Origin of the sequence: Methylorubrum suomiense (assembly GCF_022179765.1) — a bacterium.
Taxonomy (GTDB): Bacteria; Pseudomonadota; Alphaproteobacteria; order Rhizobiales; family Beijerinckiaceae; genus Methylobacterium; species Methylobacterium suomiense.
The window spans coordinates 30296-49418 of the sequence record NZ_BPRE01000019.1; the positions used below are offsets into that span (position 1 = coordinate 30296).

Here is a 19123-nt window from a genome sequence, read left to right on the forward strand (position 1 = left end):
CAAAAAACCTGTTGCATGCTCGATCAGTTCATGAATGCGTGAGCGTCGTTGCTTGTTCGTTCCGAGTCTGGTCATTCGGTTGTATGTCGTCGTCCGGTACGCGTGGCGCGTCTTGTGGCGACAGCACCGAGAATACGGTCGGGACACTCATCCACGGCGAAGGTGTCTCGGCCGGGCGCGACGGCTTGACCCGCCGGAGCGCCGGCTCCACGATCCCGTCCGCGCGAAGAAGGTTTCCGAGGCGTGGCGACAGGCCGTTTGGCGAGCATCCCGTTCTTCAAGGAACCGGGTGTCGATCTTTCCCCCTACGAGACGCGCTGCCACTGGCGGCGCTTCGACGAGAACGAGACGCTCGTCGACTACGACGACATCTCGACCGACGTGTATTTCCTCGCCACCGGCGAGGTGCGCATCCTCAACCGTTCGCAATCGGGCAAGGAGGTCATCCTCGGCGAGATGCGGGCGGGGGCCTTCTTCGGCGAACTCGCCGCCCTCGACGGGATCGGCCGCTCGGCCAACGTCACGGCGCTGACCCGGGGCGAGGTCTGCGTGGTGCCGGCCGCCGTGTTCCGCCAGATCGTGTTCGCCTCGGAGCCCATCGCCGACCGGCTGTTCCGGCTGCTCGCCAAGCGCGTGCGCGAGCTGAACACGCGGCTGATGGAGCATGCCCTGCTCGACCTGCGCCACCGCCTCTACGCGGAGCTGCTGCGCCTCTCCGTGCCGCGGGCCGGACACGAGGGCGAGCGGGTGGTGACGCCGCCGCCCTATCACCATGTCCTCGCCGCCCGCATCGGCTGCCGCCGCGAGCAGGTGACCCGCGAGTTCACCGTGATGGCGGGCGAGGGGCTGATCGACCGCACCCGCGGCGCCCTCGTCATCCGCCGCCCCGACCTGCTGGAGGCGCGGGTGCAGGAGGCGCTGCGGGAAGACGCGTGATACTGAGCGACCGAGTCGCCCCGAGCCCCTGACCCGATCACCTTGCACGCGCCCACGCCCCTTCCCGCCGCCCCGCTGCTCCGCATCGAGCGGATCACCAAGCGCTTCGCCGCCCACACGGCCGTCGACGGGGTCTCGCTCGACCTCGCCCAGGGGGAGATCGTCTGCCTGCTCGGCCCTTCGGGCTGCGGCAAGAGCACCCTGCTGCGGCTGGTCGCCGGCTTCGAGGCGCCGGATGCCGGCACGATCCGGCTCGACGGGGCGGACCTGACCGCGCTCCCGCCGCATCGGCGGCCGGTCAACATGATGTTCCAGTCCTACGCGCTGTTCCCGCACATGCGCGTCGCGGCCAATATCGGCTACGGTCTCAAGGGCTTGGGCCTGAGTCGGCGGGAGGCGGCCGAGCGGGTCGCCGGGCTGGTGAAGCTCGTGCGGCTCGAAGGCTTCGAGGCCCGCAAACCCGACACGCTGTCGGGCGGGCAGCGCCAGCGGGTGGCCCTCGCCCGCGCCCTCGCCCGCGAGCCCAAGATCCTGCTCCTCGACGAGCCGCTCGGCGCCCTCGACCGGACGCTCCGCGAGGAGACGCAAGGGGAGCTGCGGGCGATCCAGCGGCGGCTCGGCACCAGCTTCGTCGTCGTCACCCACGATCCCGAGGAGGCGATGGCGCTGGCCGACCGGATCGGCGTGATGGAGCGCGGGCGCCTCGTCCAGATCGGCCCGGCCCGCGACCTCTACGAGCGCCCGGCCAGCCGCTTCGTCGCCGGCCTCCTGGGGGATGTGAACCTGATCGAGGGCCGCCTCGGGCCCGCCGAGCCCGGCGGCCTCCGCACCGTCGAGACGGCCTTGGGGCCGATCCGCGCGAGCGGGGAGGGGGCGGCCGGCGCCGCCGTGGTGGTGGCGGTGCGGCCCGAGCGGCTGAGCCTCGGGGCCGCCGCTGGGCTGCCCGGCACGCTCGTCGAGGCGACCTTCCTCGGCGACCGCATCCGCTCCCGGATCGCCATGGCCGACGGCTCGGTGCTGCGCGCCTCCGCGGCCCTGCCCGCGCCGGGGCCGGTGCCGGCCGTGGGCGCGGCCGTGACCGTCGCCATCCCGCCGGATTCGGCGCGGATCCTGCCGGCATGAGCGGGCGCCTGACCCGCAGGCTCGGGCGCGGCCTGGTGCGCGGGCTGCCGCTGCTGTGGCTGGTGCTGTTCTTCCTCGTGCCCTTCGTGGTGACGCTGAAGATCAGCTTCTCCTCGCCCGCCACGGCGCAGCCGCCCTATCTGCCGGTGATCGACTGGCAGGGCGGGCTCGAGGGCTGGAGCGAGTTCCTGCAGGCGCTCGACTTCCAGAACTACCACATGATCGCGGGCGACGCGCTCTACCGCGACGCCGCCCTCTCCTCCCTGGGCTACGCCGCCCTCGCCACCGCGATCCTGGCGCTGATCGGCACGCCGACCGCCTACGCCATGGCGCGGGCCTCCGCGCGCTGGCAGCCGATCCTCGTGGCGCTCGTCATCGTGCCGTTCTGGACGAGCTTCCTCATCCGCATCTACGCCTGGATCGCGGTCCTCAAGCCCGAGGGGCTGCTCAACGGGGCGCTCCTGAAGCTCGGGCTGATCGCGGGGCCCCTGCCGCTTCTCGATTCGTCCGTCGGCGTGCTGATCGGTCTGACCTATGCCTACCTGCCCTTCATGGTCCTGCCACTCTACGCGGTGATGAGCCGGCTCGATCCGGCGCTCCTCGAGGCCGCGGCGGATCTCGGCGCCGGGCGGGCGCGGGCCTTCGCCACCGTCACCCTGCCGCTCGCCCTGCCGGGGCTGGCGGCGGGCGCGCTGCTCTGCTTCATCCCGATGGTCGGCGAGTTCATCATCCCCGACCTGCTCGGCGGCTCCGACACGCTCATGCTCGGACGGGTGCTGTGGAGCGAGTTCTTCTCCAACCGCGATTGGCCGCTCGCCTCGGCCGTCGCGGTGCTGCTGCTGATCCTGATCGTGGTGCCCGTCGTGCTGTTCCGCGAGGCGGAACTGCGGCGGGAGGAGGCGGCCGAGGGGAGGGGACGATGAGCCCCTTCGCCCGCTCCGCCCTGACCCTGGCGCTCGCCTTCCTCTACGCGCCGATCCTGGTGCTGATCGTCTATTCCTTCAACGATTCGAAGCTCGTCACCGTCTGGGGCGGGTTCTCGACCCGCTGGTACGCGATCCTGTTCGCCGACGGGCCGCTGCTCGCCGCCGCCCTCGTCTCGCTCAAGGTGGCGCTGCTCTCCGCCGCCATCGCGGGCGTGCTCGGCACCCTCGCCGCCCTCGCCCTCGACCGGCACGGGCGGTTCTTCGGGCGCGGCGCCTATACCGGCCTGCTCTACGCTCCCATGGTGATGCCCGAGGTCATCACCGGCCTGTCGCTGCTGCTGCTCTTCGTCGGCATCGGGCTGGATCGCGGCATCGCCACCATCGTGATCGCCCACGCGACCTTCGCCACCGGCTTCGTGGCGGTGGTGGTCGGCGCGCGCCTGAAAAGCCTCGACCGCTCCCTAGAGGAGGCCGCCGCCGATCTCGGCGCGGCGCCGCTGCGGGTGTTCCTCGGCATCACCCTGCCGCTGATCGCGCCCTCGGTGGTGGCCGGGTTCCTGCTGGCCTTCACCCTGTCGCTGGACGACCTCGTGATCGCGAGCTTCGTCTCGGGCCCCGGCGCCACGACCCTGCCGATGCGCCTCTACAGCCAGGTCAGGCTCGGGGTGAACCCGGAGATCAACGCCGCCTCCACGCTGATGATCGCCCTGGTGGGCCTGGTGGTGCTGGCGGCCTCGTGGCTGACGGCGCGGCGAGGGCAGGGGGGATAGGGGCGGGCTGCTGCGAACTTGAATTGTAACGCAGAGCGTTGTACTTCTTGAGGTGCTGTCGTGCCGGTTTCTTCGGCCTGAGACATCGGGGCAGCGGTTCGGTTCGCCCGCACCCGCGGATCGATCGAGCGGCTATAACAAGATGATTTTCATGGTTTTTTGATCTGCCGACTGGGGGCAGGGCATGAAGATTTTTACGACTTCGCTTTTCGCGAAATTGGTCGACAAGGAGGGCGTTTCCGAAGCTGATCTGATGGAAGCGGTCGATCGTGCCGAGCGCGGTCAGATCGATGGTCCGATCGGAAAGTTCCTGATCAAGCAGCGTATCGCCCGTCCGGGACAGGGACGCGCCCACGGCTTTCGATCCATCCTCGCCTACAGGGCCGGCGACTTCGCCGTGTTCCTGTATCTTTTCCCGAAGAGCGCCCGGGCCAACCTTACGGTGCACGAGCGCACCGCCTACCAAGATTACGCCGAGACCCTGACCCGTCACACGGATGCGGATTTCGCCCGCTTGGTCGCCGAGCGAGGATGGAGGCAGATCGCATGACAACCCGCTCCCGAGCCACGCCCCGCAGCGACGCCCTTCAGGCGCTGCACGAGGCTGCGTCCGACTCCCACGCAGTCGGGGCGATCGACAAGGCCACCATGCGCCATTTCGATCTTGCCTGTCTCACCCCGGTCGAGCCGCTCTCGCCCGAAGCCATCCGGCAGGTGCGCGAGACGGCGAAGATGAGCCAAGCGCTCTTCGCCCGCGCGCTCAACGTGACTGTCACCCTCGTCAGTCAATGGGAGCGCGGCGAGCGCCGCCCGAGCGGCCCCTCGCTCAAGCTCCTGTCTTTGGCCGCGCACAAGGGCATCGATACGATCCTGTGAACGCTCCCGCCGGAAGCAAATGCTGGTTCGCCGAAGGAAGCCTCCTGGCGCATGCCGAACCAGTCTCGCCTGGGTCTCACCCCGGCGGCGCCAGCACCTGCGCGCGGCGGGCCTCCAGCGTCTGCCAGACGAGGAGCGAGGGCAGGCCGAGGACCACGTCGGGGACGCGCTTGGCCAGCGACAGGGCGATGGCGATTCCGGCATCGAGCCCGAACAGGGCGCCGACGAACACGAAGCCGCCCTCCTGCACGCCGAGGCCGCTCGGGACCGGGAAGGCCGCCGACTTGATCGCCTGCGACAGCGATTCCAGCACCAGCACCTCGGTCAGGCTCGCCTCGATCCCCATGCAGGCGAGGACGATCCAGATCTCGGCCGCGCCGAGCAGCCAGCCGGCGGCGTGAAGCAGCGTCGCCTGGGCCAGCGGCCCCCGGCGGTCTCGACCCCAGACGGCGTCGAGGGCATCGCGGACCGAGGGGCCGGTGCGCGCCGCGGCGTCGGGCTCGGACGGGCCGATGACGCGGCGCAGGAGGCCGGAGAGCCGCCGCTCCAGGCCGCGCGTCGAGCCCAGGCGCTGCAGCGCGAAGAAGGCCGCCACCGCGGCGACCGCGACTGCCGCCACCTCCACGGTCCAGCGGGCCAGGGTGGCGGCGGCCTCGCCCGGCAGCCGCCAGAGCAGGCCCGCCCCGAGCACGGTGAACGCCACCTGCGTGGCCACCTGGATCAGCATGTCGGCGAGCAGCGAGGCCGCGGCGAAGCTGCCGGCGACCCCCCAGAAGGTCAGCAGGCGCCCGCCCACCACCTCGCCGCCGACCGAGGCGACGGGCAGGAGCACGTTCACCCCCTCGCGGACGAAGCGCAGGATCACGAAGGCGCCGGTTTCGACCGGCTTTCCCCCCGGCCCGGCGGGCGCGAGGCCGGCGAGAAGCCGTGCCCAAGCGAGTCCGCAGACGAGGACGATCAGCGCGCGCACGAGGACGAGGCCGATCAGACCGATCGCGCCGATCCGCCCGAACGCGTCGCCGATCGCCGTGAGATCGTTGGTGACCACGAGCCACGTGCCCAGGGCCAGCCCGGCGAGCGTCCCGAGGAGCGGCAGGCGGCGGGCGAGGCCGCGCAGGAGCCGGCTCGGGCCAGGCTTCGGGGCAAGCTTCGGGCCGGGCCGGGGATCAGCCATCGGCGGCGTGCACGATCGGAACCGGGCGGGCGGGGGCGTCGAGGCGCAGCGCCTGCGGCGAGAGTTCCTTGAGCGCCGGCTCCAGCAGGACGACGCGACCGCGGGCCAGGGAGGCCGCCGTCGCCACGGTGAGCAACCGCTTGGGACAGGGGCCGAGGCAGCCCGTCTCGACGATCTTCACCTTTCGGGCTTTCGTCTTGCGGGTCTCGGCTTTGCGAAGCGTGCCGTCGATCTCGGCCGTGGCGTGAGAGCTTGGGGCGCGCTTGAGGACGCGCTTGAGGGCGCGGCCGAGCCGCTTGCGGTCCACGCCCTGGCGCTTGGCGCACTTGCCGCAGACCAGAACCACTTCCGCGAAGCTGGCCTTGGCCGTGCGGGCCGGGCCGCACGGTTCCTGACGCCGTCCCAACTGCTCCTCCGAAGTCGTCATCCGCATCGGCCGTGGTGCCGGATCGCCGTGCATCCGGCACGCCCCCCGGATCCGGGCTGCCCGCGGCATGCCCCGGGCACAACCGGTGCGGGGCGGCCTATCGCAAGTCCGGTCCCGCGCGGCAATCCCGGCGGATCGCCGCGCCTTAAAAAGGGCCGAAAAAACCGTGACCTCAGCCGTGGCCGCGAGGGCTCGCCCGGCGCTTCGCGGCCGGGTGCGGCATGAGCCCGGCATGAACCGGCACGAGCCCCGGCGGCGGTTTCCCCGCGAGGATGTCCTTTCGATGAGTTCGGACGAGATCAAGCAGGAGACGAGAGTCCGGTCGAGCCCGAGCGTCCAGTCGCTCATGGATCTCGCCCGCCGCTCCGTGCCGGATCTGCGGCGCAACGCCGAGACGATCGAGCCCGTGCCCGCGAGCCGCAGGGGCGCCCTGGCCGCGCAGCTGCGCCGGACCCTGGACTGGACCCGCCTGCCCGGCCTCAAGCCCCGCGAGGAGAACCGGCCGCAGCCCCGCCTGATGGTGCGGCTCCTGCGCAGCTACGGCATCTTCGTGCTGGTGCCGACGGCGGCGGTGAGTTTCTACGTCTTCGCCCTGGCCACGCCGCAATACATCGTCGAGTCGCAATTCGCGGTGCGCGGCAACATCGAGCCGATGGGATCCGTCCAGCTCGGAATGTATCAAGACCTCATTCAGAAGCATAACAGCCAGGACAGCTTCATCCTCCGCGACTACATCAAGAGCCGCCCCCTCGTGGAGGCGGTCGATGCCAAGCTCGATCTTGGAAAGATGTTCTCGCATGACGGGATCGACTTTTGGGCGCGCTACGACGCGGGCCAGCCGGTCGAGAAGCTGGTCAAACATTGGCGCCACCACGTCCAGCCGCAGATCGACGTCGTCTCCGGCGTGATCCGTCTGACCGTGCGGGCCTTCTCGCCCGAGGACGCCGTGGCGATCTCCAAGGAGGTGATCACCCGGTCGGAGAGCCTCGTGAACACGATCTCCCGCCGCGCCCAGGAGGACATGCTCGTCCAGGCGCAGAAGGAGGTCGACAAGGCGGGCGAGCGGCTCAAGCGCGCCCGTATGGCGCTGCAGGAATTCCGCAATCGCTGGGGCATCATCGATCCGGTGCTGTCCGCGAAGGCGACGGCCACGACGATCGAGATGCTGCGCAAGGACAAGATCAAGGCCGAGAACGACCTGCGCGTCATGCGCGATTCCAAGCTCGACGAGCGGACCCGCGGCGTTCAGGTGCTCGTCGCCACCGTCGCGGCCATCGACGGGCAGATGAAGGAACTGCAGAACCGTCTCACCACCGACGGACTCGTCACCGACGCTTCGCGCAACCTCACCCAGGCCCTGCTCGAATACGAGGGGCTGATGGTCGAGCAGATGATCGCGGAGAAGCTCAACGCGTCGGTGACCATGCTCCTCGACCGCGCCCGGGTCGCGGCCTCGAAGCAGCAGATCTACCTCTCGACCTTCATCGAGCCCCTGCTGCCGACCTACTCGGCCTATCCGGCCCCCCTCTACGCCGTCGGCGTGGCGCTGTTCCTGTTCACGATGATCTGGAGCGCGCTCTCCCTGGTCCGGGCCGCCGTCGTCGACAATCGCCTCTGACGAGCGGAGCCGGTCGTGGACCGCCCCGGCATCGCGATGCCGGGCGGGGCCTCTTGATCGGGCTGCCGCCATGGGCACATTCCCGTCCGGGGCCGCCCGGCTCCGATTTTCACCCGATGACCCTCAACCGGCTTTGAGTGCGTGCCATGGCGGACTTCTCGGACCTCGTCGCCCGCGCGGTGAGCCCGTCGATGAGCCGGGACGAGCGGGAGCAGGTCTACACGGTGGTCCGGCAGGCGGTGCAGCGGCTCCAGGACCGCGAGGGGCTGGCGGCCGACGATCCCGCCATCGTGCTCCAGCGCCACCTGATCGAGGAGACGATCCGGGACGTCGAGTTCGACATCACCCGCTACCTGACGCTGCGCAAGATCGAGGAGGCCCGGGCCGCACAGGATGCCGAACACGCGGCGCGGATCTCGGGCCGGCGGCGCTGAGCCTGCCCGGACCTCCGCTCCGCCCCGCGCGGTGATCCGGATGCGCCGCCCGCCGGCTGGACGAACCCGGCCAGGGCCCCACATGACGGCCCTCCGCCCTCCGTGGCATTCCCCGAGAGGATCGGGCCGCATCGGCTTTTCTCCGAGAGCCGGCGCCACCTTTCGGACCGATGCGCGAGCGCCCTAGGAAACCCCGACGAGATCCGCGATGCAGGCCGAGTCCCCTCCTAAATCCCCCGCCGCGTCCCCCACCCTCGACGACGAGACCATCGCCTTCGCCGGCCGCGTCTTCCAATATGCCCGGATGGGGCATGCCGAGGAGCTGGCCGGATTGTTCGCGCAGGGGCTGCCGGCCAACCTGCGCAACGACAAGGGCGACAGCCTCCTGATGCTCGCTGCCTATAACGGCCAGGCCGAGACCGCGCGGGTGGTGCTGGAGGCGGGCGGCGATCCCGAACTTGCCAACGATCGCGGCCAGACCCCGCTGGCGGGGGCCGCCTTCAAGGGCGAGGCGGGCATCGTCGAGCTGCTGCTCGATCACGGGGCGGCGATCGACGGCGCGGGCGACGGTTCGCGCACCGCGCTGATGGTGGCGGCGATGTTCGACCGCGTCGCCATCGTCGAGCGGCTGCTCGCCCGCGGTGCCGACCCGGCCCGGCGCGATGCCTCGGGGATGAATGCCGCGGACCTGGCCCGGCAGATGGGCGCGAAGGAGACCCCGGCCCTGCTGGAACGGGCGGCGGGCTGACCGGCGACGCGCCGGTCGCCGGACCGCCTTCCGGCGGCGCGATCGTCGTGTAGGATCGCGCCATGGCCCGGGCGGGACGATCCGGGCCGGGGAGGTCCGGCATGGGGAACGCGGTGGCGCAAGCGGTCGGGGCGATCGACCAGGGCACCACGAGCACGCGCTTCATCGTGTTCGACCGCTCCGGCGCCATCCTGGGGCAGGCCCAGCGCGAGCACGAGCAGATCTTTCCCCGCGCCGGCTGGGTCGAGCACGATGCGCGCGAGATCTGGCGCAACACCCGCACGGTGATGCGCGAGGGGCTGGTCCGGGCCGGGCTGGAACCGGCGGATCTCGCCGCCATCGGCATCACCAACCAGCGCGAGACGGCGCTCCTGTGGGATGCCGCGACCGGCGAGCCCCTGCACAATGCCCTCGTCTGGCAGGACACCCGCACCGACCGCCACGTCGCGGCGCTGGCCCGGGACGGCGGGCGCGACCGCTTCCGCGATCTCACCGGTCTGCCGCTGGCAAGCTACTTCTCCGCCTCCAAGCTCGCGTGGCTGCTCGATCATGTCGAGGGCGCGCGGGAGAAGGCCGAGGACGGGCGCGCCCTGTTCGGCACGATCGATTCCTGGTTGGTCTGGAACCTCACCGGCGGCGAGGAGGGGGGCTTGCACGTCACCGACGTGACGAATGCCAGCCGCACCCAACTCATGTCGCTCGCGACCCTCGACTGGGACGACGGGATGCTCGGCGTGTTCCGCATCCCCCGCGGGGTGCTGCCGAAGATCGTCCCGTCGAGCGGCGTGGTGGGCGAGACCCGCGACCCCTTCGCCGGGGTGCCGGTGGCGGGCATCCTCGGCGATCAGCAGGCGGCCCTGTTCGGCCAGACCTGCTTCGCTGCCGGCGAGGGCAAGAACACCTACGGCACCGGCGCCTTCGCCCTGATGAACACCGGACCCGAGCCGGTCGCCTCGAAGGCGGGTCTCGTCACCACGCTGGCCTACCGGATCGGCGACGAACCCCCGGCCTATGCCCTGGAGGGCTCCATCGCCATCACCGGCGCGCTGGTGCAATGGCTGCGCGACAATCTCGGGCTCATCCGCGAATCCGGCGAGGTCGAGGCGCTCGCCCGCAGCGTCGAGGACAATGGCGGCGTCTACGTCGTGCCCGCCTTCTCCGGCCTCTACGCGCCGCATTGGCGCGACGACGCCCGCGGGCTCATCATCGGCCTCACGCGCTACGCCAACAAGGGTCACATCGCCCGCGCCTGCCTGGAGGCGACCGCCTATCAGACCCGCGAGGTGCTGGAGGCGATGGAGCGCGATTCCGGCATCACACTCGGCGAGTTGCGCTGCGACGGCGGCATGGTCGTCAACGATCTCCTGATGCAGTTCCAGGCCGATATCCTCGATCGCGAGACCCTGCGCCCGAAGGTGTCGGAGACCACGGCCCTGGGCGCCGCCTACGCCGCCGGGCTCGCCACCGGTTTCTGGGGCAGTCTCTCGGACCTCAAGGACAATTGGGCGGTTGACCGGCGCTGGCATCCGCATCTCGACGCGGAGCGGCGCGCGGCCCTGTTCGCCGGCTGGAGCCGGGCGGTGGAGCGCTCCTTCGGCTGGGTGGAGGACGAGGCATGAGGCACGGGCGGATCGCGGCGGCACTCCTGACGATGACGATGACTTTCGGGATGGCGGACCCGGCTTCGGCCGCACCGCAGACCTATCCAGGCCAGCAGGAGGGTGACGTCGTCGTCAGGGACTTCCGGCTCACCGGTGGCGAGCGCCTGGAACAGGCCAAGCTTCACTACACCACCCTCGGCACGCCCCATCGCGGCGCCGACGGCGAGATCGACAACGCGGTGCTCGTCCTCCACGGCACCACCGGCACCGGAAAGAGCTTCCTGATCCCGACGCTCGGCCCCGAACTGTTCGGCGAGGGCGCCCCCCTCGACGCGCGCCGCTGGTACGTGATCCTGCCCGACGGGCTCGGGCGCGGCGGCTCGTCGAAGCCCTCGGACGGGCTCAAGGGCCGGTTCCCCCGCTACGGCTACGGCGACGTCGTCGAGGGCCAGCACCGCGTGGTCGAGGAACTCGGCGTGAAGCGGCTGCACCTCGTTCTCGGCACGTCCATGGGCGGGATGCAGGCCTGGATGTGGGGCATCCGTTACCCGCAGGCGATGGATCTGATCATGGCGGTGGCCAGCCAGCCGATCCCCGTGAGCGGGCGCAATGCCCTGTGGCGGCGCCTGCTGATCGAGGGCATCCGCTCGGATCCCGACTGGAAGGAGGGCGAGTACACGACGCAGCCCAAGAGCTTCGAGCGGATCCTGCCGATCTTCAACATCATGACCGAGAGCGTGCTCGGCCTCCAGAAACAGGCGCCCACCCGCGCCGCGGCGGACGCGGCCTACGACAAGATGGTCGCGGGCTACGACAACAAGGCCGACGCCAACGACTGGCTCCGCTGGTTCGACTCCTCGTTCGACTACGACCCGTTCCCGGAACTCGACAAGATCAGGGCCAAGGTGCTCGCGGTGAACTTCGCCGACGACGAGCTCAATCCGCCCCAGCTCGACGTGATGAACGCGGCCCTGGCCAAGGTGAAGGACAGCCGCTTCGTGCTGGTGCCGACCTCGCCCGAGACCCACGGTCACCAGTCGCTGCGCTATGCCGGACTGTGGAAGCGCCACTTGGCCGAGTTCCTGGCCGCGCCCGAGGCGAAGACCGAGGGGCCGAATACTCCGGAGGGGCCGGCGAAGCGGCCGGGGGATCAGAACTGACGGGGCAGGACGCCGGACGGGGCATGTCTCGGCTCCGTCTCTGTTGCTCTGCAAGCCTCGAAAGCGCTGCGGCTGCGGCGACGCCCCCTTCGTAGAGGGTATCCGAGCCGCGGCGCGGTCAATGGCAATCAAATGAAACGTTTTCGATGCTCCGGATTCTAGAATAATAGTGCTGAGCGCCGCTCTGGCGACGGAAAATTAACTCTTCAAATCCTTAATCCGGCCGCAGGAATTGTTCCTGAACTCGACCGGATCCTCCATGCGCGTCTCCCTCAAAGCGGCCCTGGCCGGCTCCTTCAGCCTGCTCGCCGTCGTCGCGGCGGTTCAGGGCGGCCTCAGCATCGTCCGGTTATCGGCGATCGACCGGGAGGTGCGGGAGATCGCCGACAACTGGCTGCCCTCGGTCGGCCTGCTCGGAGACATCAGCACCGCGACCCGCGACGAGCGGGTGAAGACCTATCGCTACGTCTCGACCTCCGACACGCCGCAGCTGCTCGCCGAGAACGAGAAGAGCGTCCGGGCGAGCCAGAAGACGCTCGCCGATCTGCGCCGCGCCTACGAGCCGCTGATCGCCTCGCCCGAGGAGCGGGCGGTCTACGAGCGGTTCTCCGCCACCTGGGCCACCTATACGACCCGGCTGGAGGAGATCGTCGGCCTGATGCAGGCCGGGCGCAGGGCCGAGGCGCTGACCCTGCTCGCCGGGGCCGACACCCTCGCCCTGGCCCAGAACGCCACGCGGACGTTGCAGGAGAACCTCGCCCTCAACAAGCGCGGCGCCAAGGCCAGCGTCGACCAAGCCGTCGGCAGCGCGGCCTCCGCCGCCACCACCGCCTGGATCGCCATGGCGGTGACGCTGCTCGCGGCGCTCATGGCCGCCCTGTTCGGCTGGCGCGGCATCTCGCGTCCGATCGAGAACATGACCGCGGCGATGGGCCGGCTCGCCGCGGGCGACGCCACCCTCGACGTGCCGGGCCGCGACCGCCGCGACGAGATCGGCGCGATGTCGGCCGCCGTCCAGGTGTTCAAGGACAACCTGATCCGTGCCCGTACGCTCGAGGAGGAGACCGCGCTCGCCCGCGCCGGAGCCGAGGCTCAGCGCAAGGCCGCCGCCCGCGACATGGCCGACGCCTTCGAGCGCGCCGTCGGCGGCGTGATCGGCGGTCTCTCGGCGGCCGCCACGGAGTTGCAGGCGACCGCGGAGCAGATGACCGCGACCGCCGCCCAGACGGCGGCCCAGTCCGGCACGGTCGCCACCGCCGCCGACGAAGCGGCCTCCAATGTCGGCACCGTCGCCGCGGCGGCGGAGGAACTCGGCGCCTCGGTCCAGGAGATCGGACGACAGGTCGACGGCTCGGCGGCCCTCGCGCAGGCCGCCGTCGGCGAGGCCGGACAGACCGCGATCCTCGTGCGCGACCTCTCCGACGCCGCCGCCCGGATCGGCGACGTGGTGGCGATGATCTCGACCATCGCGGGCCAGACCAACCTGCTCGCCCTCAACGCCACCATCGAGGCGGCCCGCGCCGGCGAGGCGGGCCGGGGCTTCGCGGTGGTCGCCGCCGAGGTGAAGGAGCTCGCCAACCAGACCGCGCGGGCGACCGAGGAGATCACCGGCCAGATCGGCCGCATCCAGGCCTCGACCGATCAGGCGGTGTCGGCGATCGACAGCATCGCCGGGCGCATCCGCGAGATCAGCGGCGTCGCCACCGGCATCGCGGCGGCGGTGGAGGAGCAGGGCGCGGCGACGCAGGAGATCGTCCGCAACGTCGCCCAGGCGGCGAACGGCGCGGGCGCGGTGACGGCCAACATCGCCGGCGTGGCGAGCGCGGCGGAGGAGACCGGCGCGGCGGCGAGCCAAGTGCTCGCCTCGGCAACCGAATTGTCGCGCCAATCCGAGCATCTCGGCGCCGAAGTCCACCGCTTCCTCGGCACCGTGCGGGCCGCCTGAGGCGGCCTCAGAAGACCGGCGCCTCCGCGGCGGGCTTGGGCGCCGGGGCCTTCTTCTTGCGCAGCCGGCTCCGCTTGACCGGCGGCTCCTCGTCGGCGGCGCGCGCCTGGATCGCGAAGGCGTGGAGATCGGCCGCCTGCTTCGAGGCAGGGTCCTGGTCTCGGGCTTGTGCTTGCGTTTGGTTCTCGATCAGCGCGTAGAAGGCGGCACGCACCACCTCCTTCTTGCTCGCTTCGGGATGCCGCTCGCGCACGGCGGCCAGCAGGTTCTTGGGCTTCATGCCCGCCGCCGCCACTGTGCGCAGCGTGGCCGCAATCTCGTCGATCGACGCCATCTCTCTGTCATCTCCGGGCCGCCGCCTCGCCCGGGCGCATCGGCATACCGGCTTAACATAAGCAGTGCGGGGCGGGTCGCTCAATCCTCCGCCCCGTGCGGTCAGGGCCGAAAGCCCTCGAACACCATCTGGTCGGCATGGGCCTCGGCGAGCGCCCGCTGCTCGGGGTTGCGCACGGTCCAGGTCATCACCGGCATCTGGCCGAGGCGGCGGCAGAGATAGGGCACCGGCCCCGGCAGGTCGCCGACGCGCCAGGACAGGAAGTCGGGCCGGCTCTCGTCGAGATGGAGCAGGCCCGACAGGGCGATGCGCTGCGAGGCCGTCAGTCGGTCGTATTCGGGGTCGTCCTGGCTCGCCTCGGCGACGATGCCGCGGGGCACCGAGGGCGCGATCTCGGCCAGCGTCCCGACGATGCCGGGATCGAAGGATTTCAGCGCGATCGGCGCGGTGAACCCGGACACGACCTCCGCGGTGCGGCGGGTGAGCCGCCGGTCGCCGTCGAAGCGGCTCTTGATCTCGACCACCACCGGCACGCGCCCGCCGACACGGGTGAGGAACGCGGTCAGCGTCGGGATGCGCTCGGCGGTGCCGGCGACGGTCAGTGCGGCGAGGTCGGCGGCCCTCGTCGCGTCCACGGCGCCCTCGGTGCCGGTGAGGCGCCCCAGCGTCGCGTCGTGGAACACCATCGCCTCGCCGTCGGCGCTGATCTGCACGTCGCACTCGATGGCGTAGCCCGCGGCCGCCGCGGCCTCGGCGGCGGCCAGGGTGTTCTCGGGCACGCCGCCCGCGCGGTCGTGCAGGCCGCGATGGGCGATCGGCCGGGCGATCAGCCAGCCGGGCGCGTTGAGGGCGCGGCTCACGCGACCTCGAACATCGCCTCGACCTCGACCGCGGCGTCGAGGGGGAGTTCGGCGACGCCGACGGTCGAACGGGCATGGCGGCCCTTATCGCCGAGCACCGCGACCATCAGGTCGGAGGCGCCGTTCATGATCGGAGCCAGCCCGGCGAAGCTCGGCACGGCGTTGATGAAGCCGCCGAGCCGCACGCATTGCACGACGCCGCGGTCGAGATCGCCCACCGCCGCCTCGACCTGGGCCAGCACGTTGAGCGCGCAGAGCTTGGCCGCCTCGATCCCGGCCTCGTTCGAGACCTCGGCGCCGAGCTTGCCCTTATGGGCCTCGGACAGCTTGCCATCGGGCCCGAAGCAGATCTGGCCGGAGATGATCACGAGGTTGCCCGAGCGCACGAACGGCACGTAGTTCGCGACCGGAGCCGCCGCCTTCGGCAGGGTGAGCCCCAGGGCCTTCAGGCGTTCCTTGACCGAGTTCATGCGCATGTCGCTCCTTGGGGCCGCTTCGCCGCCGGGGACGAAGCACGGGGGCGGGGCAGGGCGCAAGGGGGCTTCCCCTCACGCCGTCACCGCGTCCCGCGCCGGCGCCCGGCTCTGAGAAAAGTCGTAGCGCAGATCGGCATGGGCCACCGTCGCCGGGCGGTGGGCGACGATGATGCGGGTCATCCTGAGGTCGCGGAGCGCCGCCGCGATGACCGCCTCGGTCGGCTCGTCCAGCGCGCTCGTCGCCTCGTCGAGGAACAGGATTTCCGGGCGCCGGTAGAGGGCGCGCGCCAGGATGACCCGCTGGCGTTGCCCCCCGGAGAGGGTCGAACCCATATCGCCCACCAGCGTCTCGAAGCCCATCGGCGTGCGGGCGATATCCTCCAGGATGGCGGCGCGGGCGGCGCATTCGCGGATCCAGCCGGGATCGGGCCGCTCGTCGAAGCAGGCGATGTTCTCGGCGATCGAGCCCGCGAACAGGCCATCGTCCTGCATCACCCCGGCGATGCGGCCGCGATAGGCGGCGGTGCCCCCGGCGCGGATGTCGCGCCCATCGACCAGCACCGCGCCCTCGCTCGGCGCGATCAGGCCCATCATCACCCGCATCACGCTGCTCTTGCCGCAGCCCGAGGGGCCGGTGATGGCCAGGCTCGATCCGGCCGGGACGGCGAGGTCGAGATCGCGGAACACCCAGGGCTCGTCCGCGCCGTAGCGCAGGGACAGGCCCGTCGCCCGCAGGGCCGCGCCGTGCCCCGCACCGGAAGCCGGCGCGGGGAGGGGGCGTGCGCCGGAATCCGGCGGGTCCGGCGTGGCGGCGGGCGGCGGCGGCGCAGCATTCTCCTCCGGATCGGTCATCACGATATCGGCGAGCCGGTCGGTCTGGACGTTGAGCATCCTGAGCTGGAAGCCCGCCTGCATCAGGTTGCCGATGCGGGTCGAGAACTGGTCGCGATAGGCCAGGAAGGCCACGAGCATGCCGAGCGACAGCCGCTGGTCGATGACGGCGCCGGCTCCCAGCACGAGCAGGACGAGGCGGTCGGCCCCGAACAGGAACTCGTTGCCGCGTCCGAACACGAGGTCGAGCCGCTGCAAACGCAGGCGCGCGTTGAGTGCCTGGACGAACTGGTTCATCCACACGCCGCGGCGGCGCTCGCGCAGGTTCAGGAGCTTGACGCTCGCCATGCCGCGCACGGTCTCGATGAAGTGGCTCTGCTGGCGGGCCTCCGCGACGAGCGCCTCCTCGGTGCCCTCGCGATAGGCCTTGTAGGCGATGATCCGAAGTCCGGCGTTGAGCGCGGTGGAGGCGAGCGCCACCAGCGCCAGCCAGCCGCCGTAGACGAACAGCATGATCAGCATGCCGATCGACATGATCCCGTCGAGGGCCGCCTGGACGAGGTCGGTGGTGAGTCCCCTCTGGATGGTCGCGAGCGACCCGAACCGGGAGATCACGTCGCCGACATGGCGCTTCTGGAAATAGTCGAGCGGCAGGCGCGAGAGGTGGTCGAACAGCGAACTCGACCATTGATAGTTCAGCTTCGAGCCGGTCAGCATGATCGCCCAGGTGCGGGCGACGCCGAGGCCCAGTTGCAGCAGGAGCAGCAGGGCGAGCCCGAGGCCGACCACGAGCAGCAGGTCGCGGTCGCCGTTCACGATCACCTCGTCGATGACGATCTGCGAGGCGATCGGCATCAGGATCGACACGAGTTCGATGCCGAGCGAGAGCGCCAGGACCTGCGCCATGGCCCCGCGGATGCCGGCCAATCCCCGGAACAGGTCGGGGATGCCGAAGCGGCGCTCCGCCTTCTCCCGCACGAAGCTCTGGTTCGGCTGCACCTCCAGGGCCACGCCGGTGAACTCGCGGGAGGCTTCCGCGAGGCTCAAGCTGCGGCGGCCGCGGGCGGGGTCGTGGATGACGATGTCCCGGCGCCGAACCTCGGCCAGCACGACGAAATGGTTGAGGCCCCAATGCAGGATGCAGGGGGTCCGCAGGCGGCCGAGATCGTCGAGCTCGACCCGGAGCGCGCGCGTCGACAGACCCATCGTGCCCGACAGGTCGATCAGGTTTCTGAGGGTCATGCCCTTCAGCGAGAGGGCGTGGCGCGCCCGCATCGTGCCGAGATCGATGGCGCGGCCATGGTAACCCAGCACCATGGCCAGGCACGCCATGCCGCATTCCGCGGCCTCGGCCTGGAGCAGGACGGGCAGGCGTCGGCCGAAGCCGAATTTGAGATCCGCGATCAGGCTCACCGGATGCCTCCGCCCGTGACGAGATCGATGCTGCGCTGGACGTGATTCAGCGGGTCGAGCAGCCAGCGGTAGAGCGGGCGCTTCTCGAGCGCGATATCGGCCTCGACCCGCATGCCGGCCTCCAGCCGCCGGGCCTCGCCGTAGGCGACCACGCTGTCCGCGTCGGGGCGCACGACGATGCGGTAGACGCCGCCGCTCGTCCGCCTCGCGGCGTCCTGGCCCGGGGCGGGGACGGCGTTCCCCTCTTCGAGCGGCGCGCGGGTGACCTCGGTGACGCGCCCGGCATAGAGGCCGAAGCGCTGGAACGGGAAGGCGGCGTAGCGCAGCATCACCGTGGCGCCCGGCTCGATGAAGCCGATGGCCGAGGAATCGACGTAGAGATTGGCCTGAAGCCGCCCCTCGCTCGGCAGGAGCGTGAGCAGGCTCGCGCCCGCCGCCACCGTCTGCCCGGCCTGCGCCCGGATCGAGGTGAGGATGCCCCGCTCGGGCGCCCGCACCTCGATGGCCCGGCGCGCCTCGCTCTCGGCCCGCTGCTGTTCGAGCTGAGCCGCGGTGCGATCGAGTTCGGCGAGGTCGCGGGCGAGCGTCTCGTCGTAGGTCGCGAGCCTCGCCCGCAGGTCGCCGAGCTTGCCGGAGACCTGCAGGCCGTTCTGGCGGAACTGGGCGAGCTGCGAGGTCGCCTGGAGATAGAGGTAGTTCTGGCTCTGGAAATCGGCGGCGCGGGCGAAGCCCTTGGCCACCGCATCGGCAAGTTCCTGGGCGCGGGTCTTGAGCGGCGGCACCAGCTTCTCTTGGAGTTCGACCTGCTCGGCGACGCGGGCGCCCTGCTCCTCCAGATTGGCGATCTGCTCCGTGAGGCCGCGCTTCTCGGCCTCGGCCATGGCGGCACGGGCCGTGCGCTGGCGCTCGACGCTGTCGCGCTGAAGGGCGAGCTGGGCGATCACCCGCTCCTGGGTGGGGCCGCTCGCCGAGACCGCGTCGAGATCGATGGTGAAGAGGAGCTGTCCGCGCTCGACCCGGTCGCCCTCCTTCACACCCGAGGCGCTGACCCGGCCCGCGAGCGGGCTCGCCACGGTGATGAGCCCGACATCGGGCGCCAGCAGCCCGTCGGCGTGGACGCGCCGGGTATAGCTGCCGAGCCAGATGAAGAGGCCGACCGCCACGACGAATCCGAGACAGAGCCCGACCACGATCCGGATCGGCAGCGGCTGGACGACCTGCGCCTCGCCCAGCCACGCGCTGCGACGGGCCTCGGCGACCTCCTGGCGGAAGAGGGGCGCGTTCATCGCTCGGGGCTCCCGAGCGCGATTCGGCACTTTGCGCCTGCGTTATTATAGCGCAGTTCTGAAAAAAAATTACGATGCAACAGATGGTTAGCTCGTCGATGCCCCGTTACGCGAGAGACGCGGGGGATCAGGTCAGTTTTTGATCCCTCAATGCGGGGCCCGCGACCTTTCGTCAGCAGGGGCCGA

The 19123-nt window shown here is 70.8% G+C and carries 19 protein-coding genes; 12 read left to right on the forward strand and 7 right to left on the reverse strand.

Annotation, left to right across the window (positions count from 1 at the left end):
* Positions 1 to 243 precede the first annotated feature (243 nt).
* The 6 genes from MFF26_RS22960 (at position 244) to MFF26_RS22985 (ending at position 4630) form a co-directional block, all read left to right on the forward strand.
* Positions 244 to 936 carry a Crp/Fnr family transcriptional regulator gene (locus tag MFF26_RS22960; RefSeq protein ID WP_137830308.1) on the forward strand — a complete coding sequence of 231 codons (693 nt, stop codon included), beginning with the start codon at positions 244 to 246 and terminating at the stop codon, positions 934 to 936.
* 42 nt (positions 937 to 978) lie between these two features.
* On the forward strand, positions 979 to 2058 hold the full coding sequence (locus tag MFF26_RS22965; RefSeq protein ID WP_137830309.1) for an ABC transporter ATP-binding protein: 1080 nt from the start codon (positions 979 to 981) through the stop codon (positions 2056 to 2058).
* Positions 2055 to 2981, forward strand: coding sequence for an ABC transporter permease (locus tag MFF26_RS22970; protein WP_137830310.1), 927 nt, complete (start codon positions 2055 to 2057; stop codon positions 2979 to 2981). Before MFF26_RS22965 ends, MFF26_RS22970 begins: the two co-directional genes overlap by 4 nt.
* Positions 2978 to 3754, forward strand: a complete 777-nt coding sequence (locus tag MFF26_RS22975) for an ABC transporter permease subunit (RefSeq protein WP_137830311.1) — start codon at positions 2978 to 2980, stop codon at positions 3752 to 3754. The genes MFF26_RS22970 and MFF26_RS22975 overlap by 4 nt, the downstream gene beginning before the upstream one ends.
* Positions 3755 to 3938: 184 nt before the next feature.
* Positions 3939 to 4304: a type II toxin-antitoxin system RelE/ParE family toxin gene (locus MFF26_RS22980; RefSeq protein ID WP_137830312.1), complete on the forward strand. Its 366-nt coding sequence runs from the start codon at positions 3939 to 3941 to the stop codon at positions 4302 to 4304.
* Positions 4301 to 4630, forward strand: a complete 330-nt coding sequence (locus MFF26_RS22985; RefSeq protein WP_137830313.1) for a helix-turn-helix domain-containing protein — start codon at positions 4301 to 4303, stop codon at positions 4628 to 4630. The genes MFF26_RS22980 and MFF26_RS22985 overlap by 4 nt, the downstream gene beginning before the upstream one ends.
* Before the next feature lie 76 nt (positions 4631 to 4706).
* Here the strand turns inward: MFF26_RS22985 and MFF26_RS22990 are convergent, their stop codons facing one another.
* Entirely contained in the window at positions 4707 to 5804 is a 1098-nt protein-coding gene (locus MFF26_RS22990) for a lysylphosphatidylglycerol synthase domain-containing protein (protein WP_238308613.1), read from the reverse strand.
* Positions 5797 to 6231: a hypothetical protein gene (locus MFF26_RS22995; protein WP_238308614.1), complete on the reverse strand. Its 435-nt coding sequence runs from the start codon at positions 6229 to 6231 to the stop codon at positions 5797 to 5799. The genes MFF26_RS22990 and MFF26_RS22995 overlap by 8 nt, the downstream gene beginning before the upstream one ends.
* Positions 6232 to 6514: 283 nt before the next feature.
* On the opposite strand from MFF26_RS22995, the gene MFF26_RS23000 reads away from it, so the two are divergent.
* The 6 genes from MFF26_RS23000 to MFF26_RS23025 all read left to right on the forward strand — a co-directional run bounded on the left by MFF26_RS23000 (position 6515) and on the right by MFF26_RS23025 (position 13737).
* A complete protein-coding gene (locus MFF26_RS23000; RefSeq protein ID WP_137830315.1) occupies positions 6515 to 7849 on the forward strand; it encodes a KpsE/RkpR family capsule polysaccharide export protein in 1335 nt (444 codons plus the stop codon).
* Positions 7850 to 7995: 146 nt separating this feature from the next.
* Positions 7996 to 8283: a hypothetical protein gene (locus MFF26_RS23005; protein WP_137830316.1), complete on the forward strand. Its 288-nt coding sequence runs from the start codon at positions 7996 to 7998 to the stop codon at positions 8281 to 8283.
* 208 nt (positions 8284 to 8491) lie between these two features.
* Positions 8492 to 9031, forward strand: coding sequence for an ankyrin repeat domain-containing protein (locus MFF26_RS23010; protein ID WP_137830317.1), 540 nt, complete (start codon positions 8492 to 8494; stop codon positions 9029 to 9031).
* 113 nt (positions 9032 to 9144) lie between these two features.
* The gene (gene glpK, locus MFF26_RS23015) at positions 9145 to 10650 is read left to right on the forward strand and encodes a glycerol kinase GlpK (RefSeq protein WP_137830333.1); all 1506 of its coding nucleotides are present in this window, start codon (positions 9145 to 9147) and stop codon (positions 10648 to 10650) included.
* Positions 10647 to 11792, forward strand: a complete 1146-nt coding sequence (locus tag MFF26_RS23020) for an alpha/beta fold hydrolase (RefSeq protein ID WP_137830318.1) — start codon at positions 10647 to 10649, stop codon at positions 11790 to 11792. Before glpK ends, MFF26_RS23020 begins: the two co-directional genes overlap by 4 nt.
* Positions 11793 to 12051: 259 nt before the next feature.
* The gene (locus MFF26_RS23025; protein ID WP_137830319.1) at positions 12052 to 13737 is read left to right on the forward strand and encodes a methyl-accepting chemotaxis protein; all 1686 of its coding nucleotides are present in this window, start codon (positions 12052 to 12054) and stop codon (positions 13735 to 13737) included.
* A 7-nt stretch (positions 13738 to 13744) separates the two neighbouring features.
* On the opposite strand, the gene MFF26_RS23030 is transcribed toward MFF26_RS23025, so the two are convergent.
* The 5 genes from MFF26_RS23030 to MFF26_RS23050 form a co-directional block, all read right to left on the reverse strand.
* Positions 13745 to 14071 (reverse strand): hypothetical protein, encoded by a 327-nt coding sequence (locus MFF26_RS23030; protein ID WP_238308615.1) that lies wholly within the window; start codon positions 14069 to 14071, stop codon positions 13745 to 13747.
* A gap of 101 nt (positions 14072 to 14172) precedes the next feature.
* Positions 14173 to 14931, reverse strand: a complete 759-nt coding sequence (locus tag MFF26_RS23035) for a glycerophosphodiester phosphodiesterase family protein (protein ID WP_137830320.1) — start codon at positions 14929 to 14931, stop codon at positions 14173 to 14175.
* Positions 14928 to 15401, reverse strand: a complete 474-nt coding sequence (locus tag MFF26_RS23040; RefSeq protein ID WP_137830321.1) for a RidA family protein — start codon at positions 15399 to 15401, stop codon at positions 14928 to 14930. The genes MFF26_RS23035 and MFF26_RS23040 overlap by 4 nt, the downstream gene beginning before the upstream one ends.
* A gap of 78 nt (positions 15402 to 15479) precedes the next feature.
* Positions 15480 to 17651, reverse strand: a complete 2172-nt coding sequence (locus MFF26_RS23045; protein ID WP_137830322.1) for a peptidase domain-containing ABC transporter — start codon at positions 17649 to 17651, stop codon at positions 15480 to 15482.
* Complete coding sequence (locus MFF26_RS23050) at positions 17648 to 18937, reverse strand: HlyD family secretion protein (protein ID WP_137830323.1); 1290 nt, start codon at positions 18935 to 18937, stop codon at positions 17648 to 17650. Before MFF26_RS23050 ends, MFF26_RS23045 begins: the two co-directional genes overlap by 4 nt.
* Positions 18938 to 19123 lie beyond the last annotated feature (186 nt).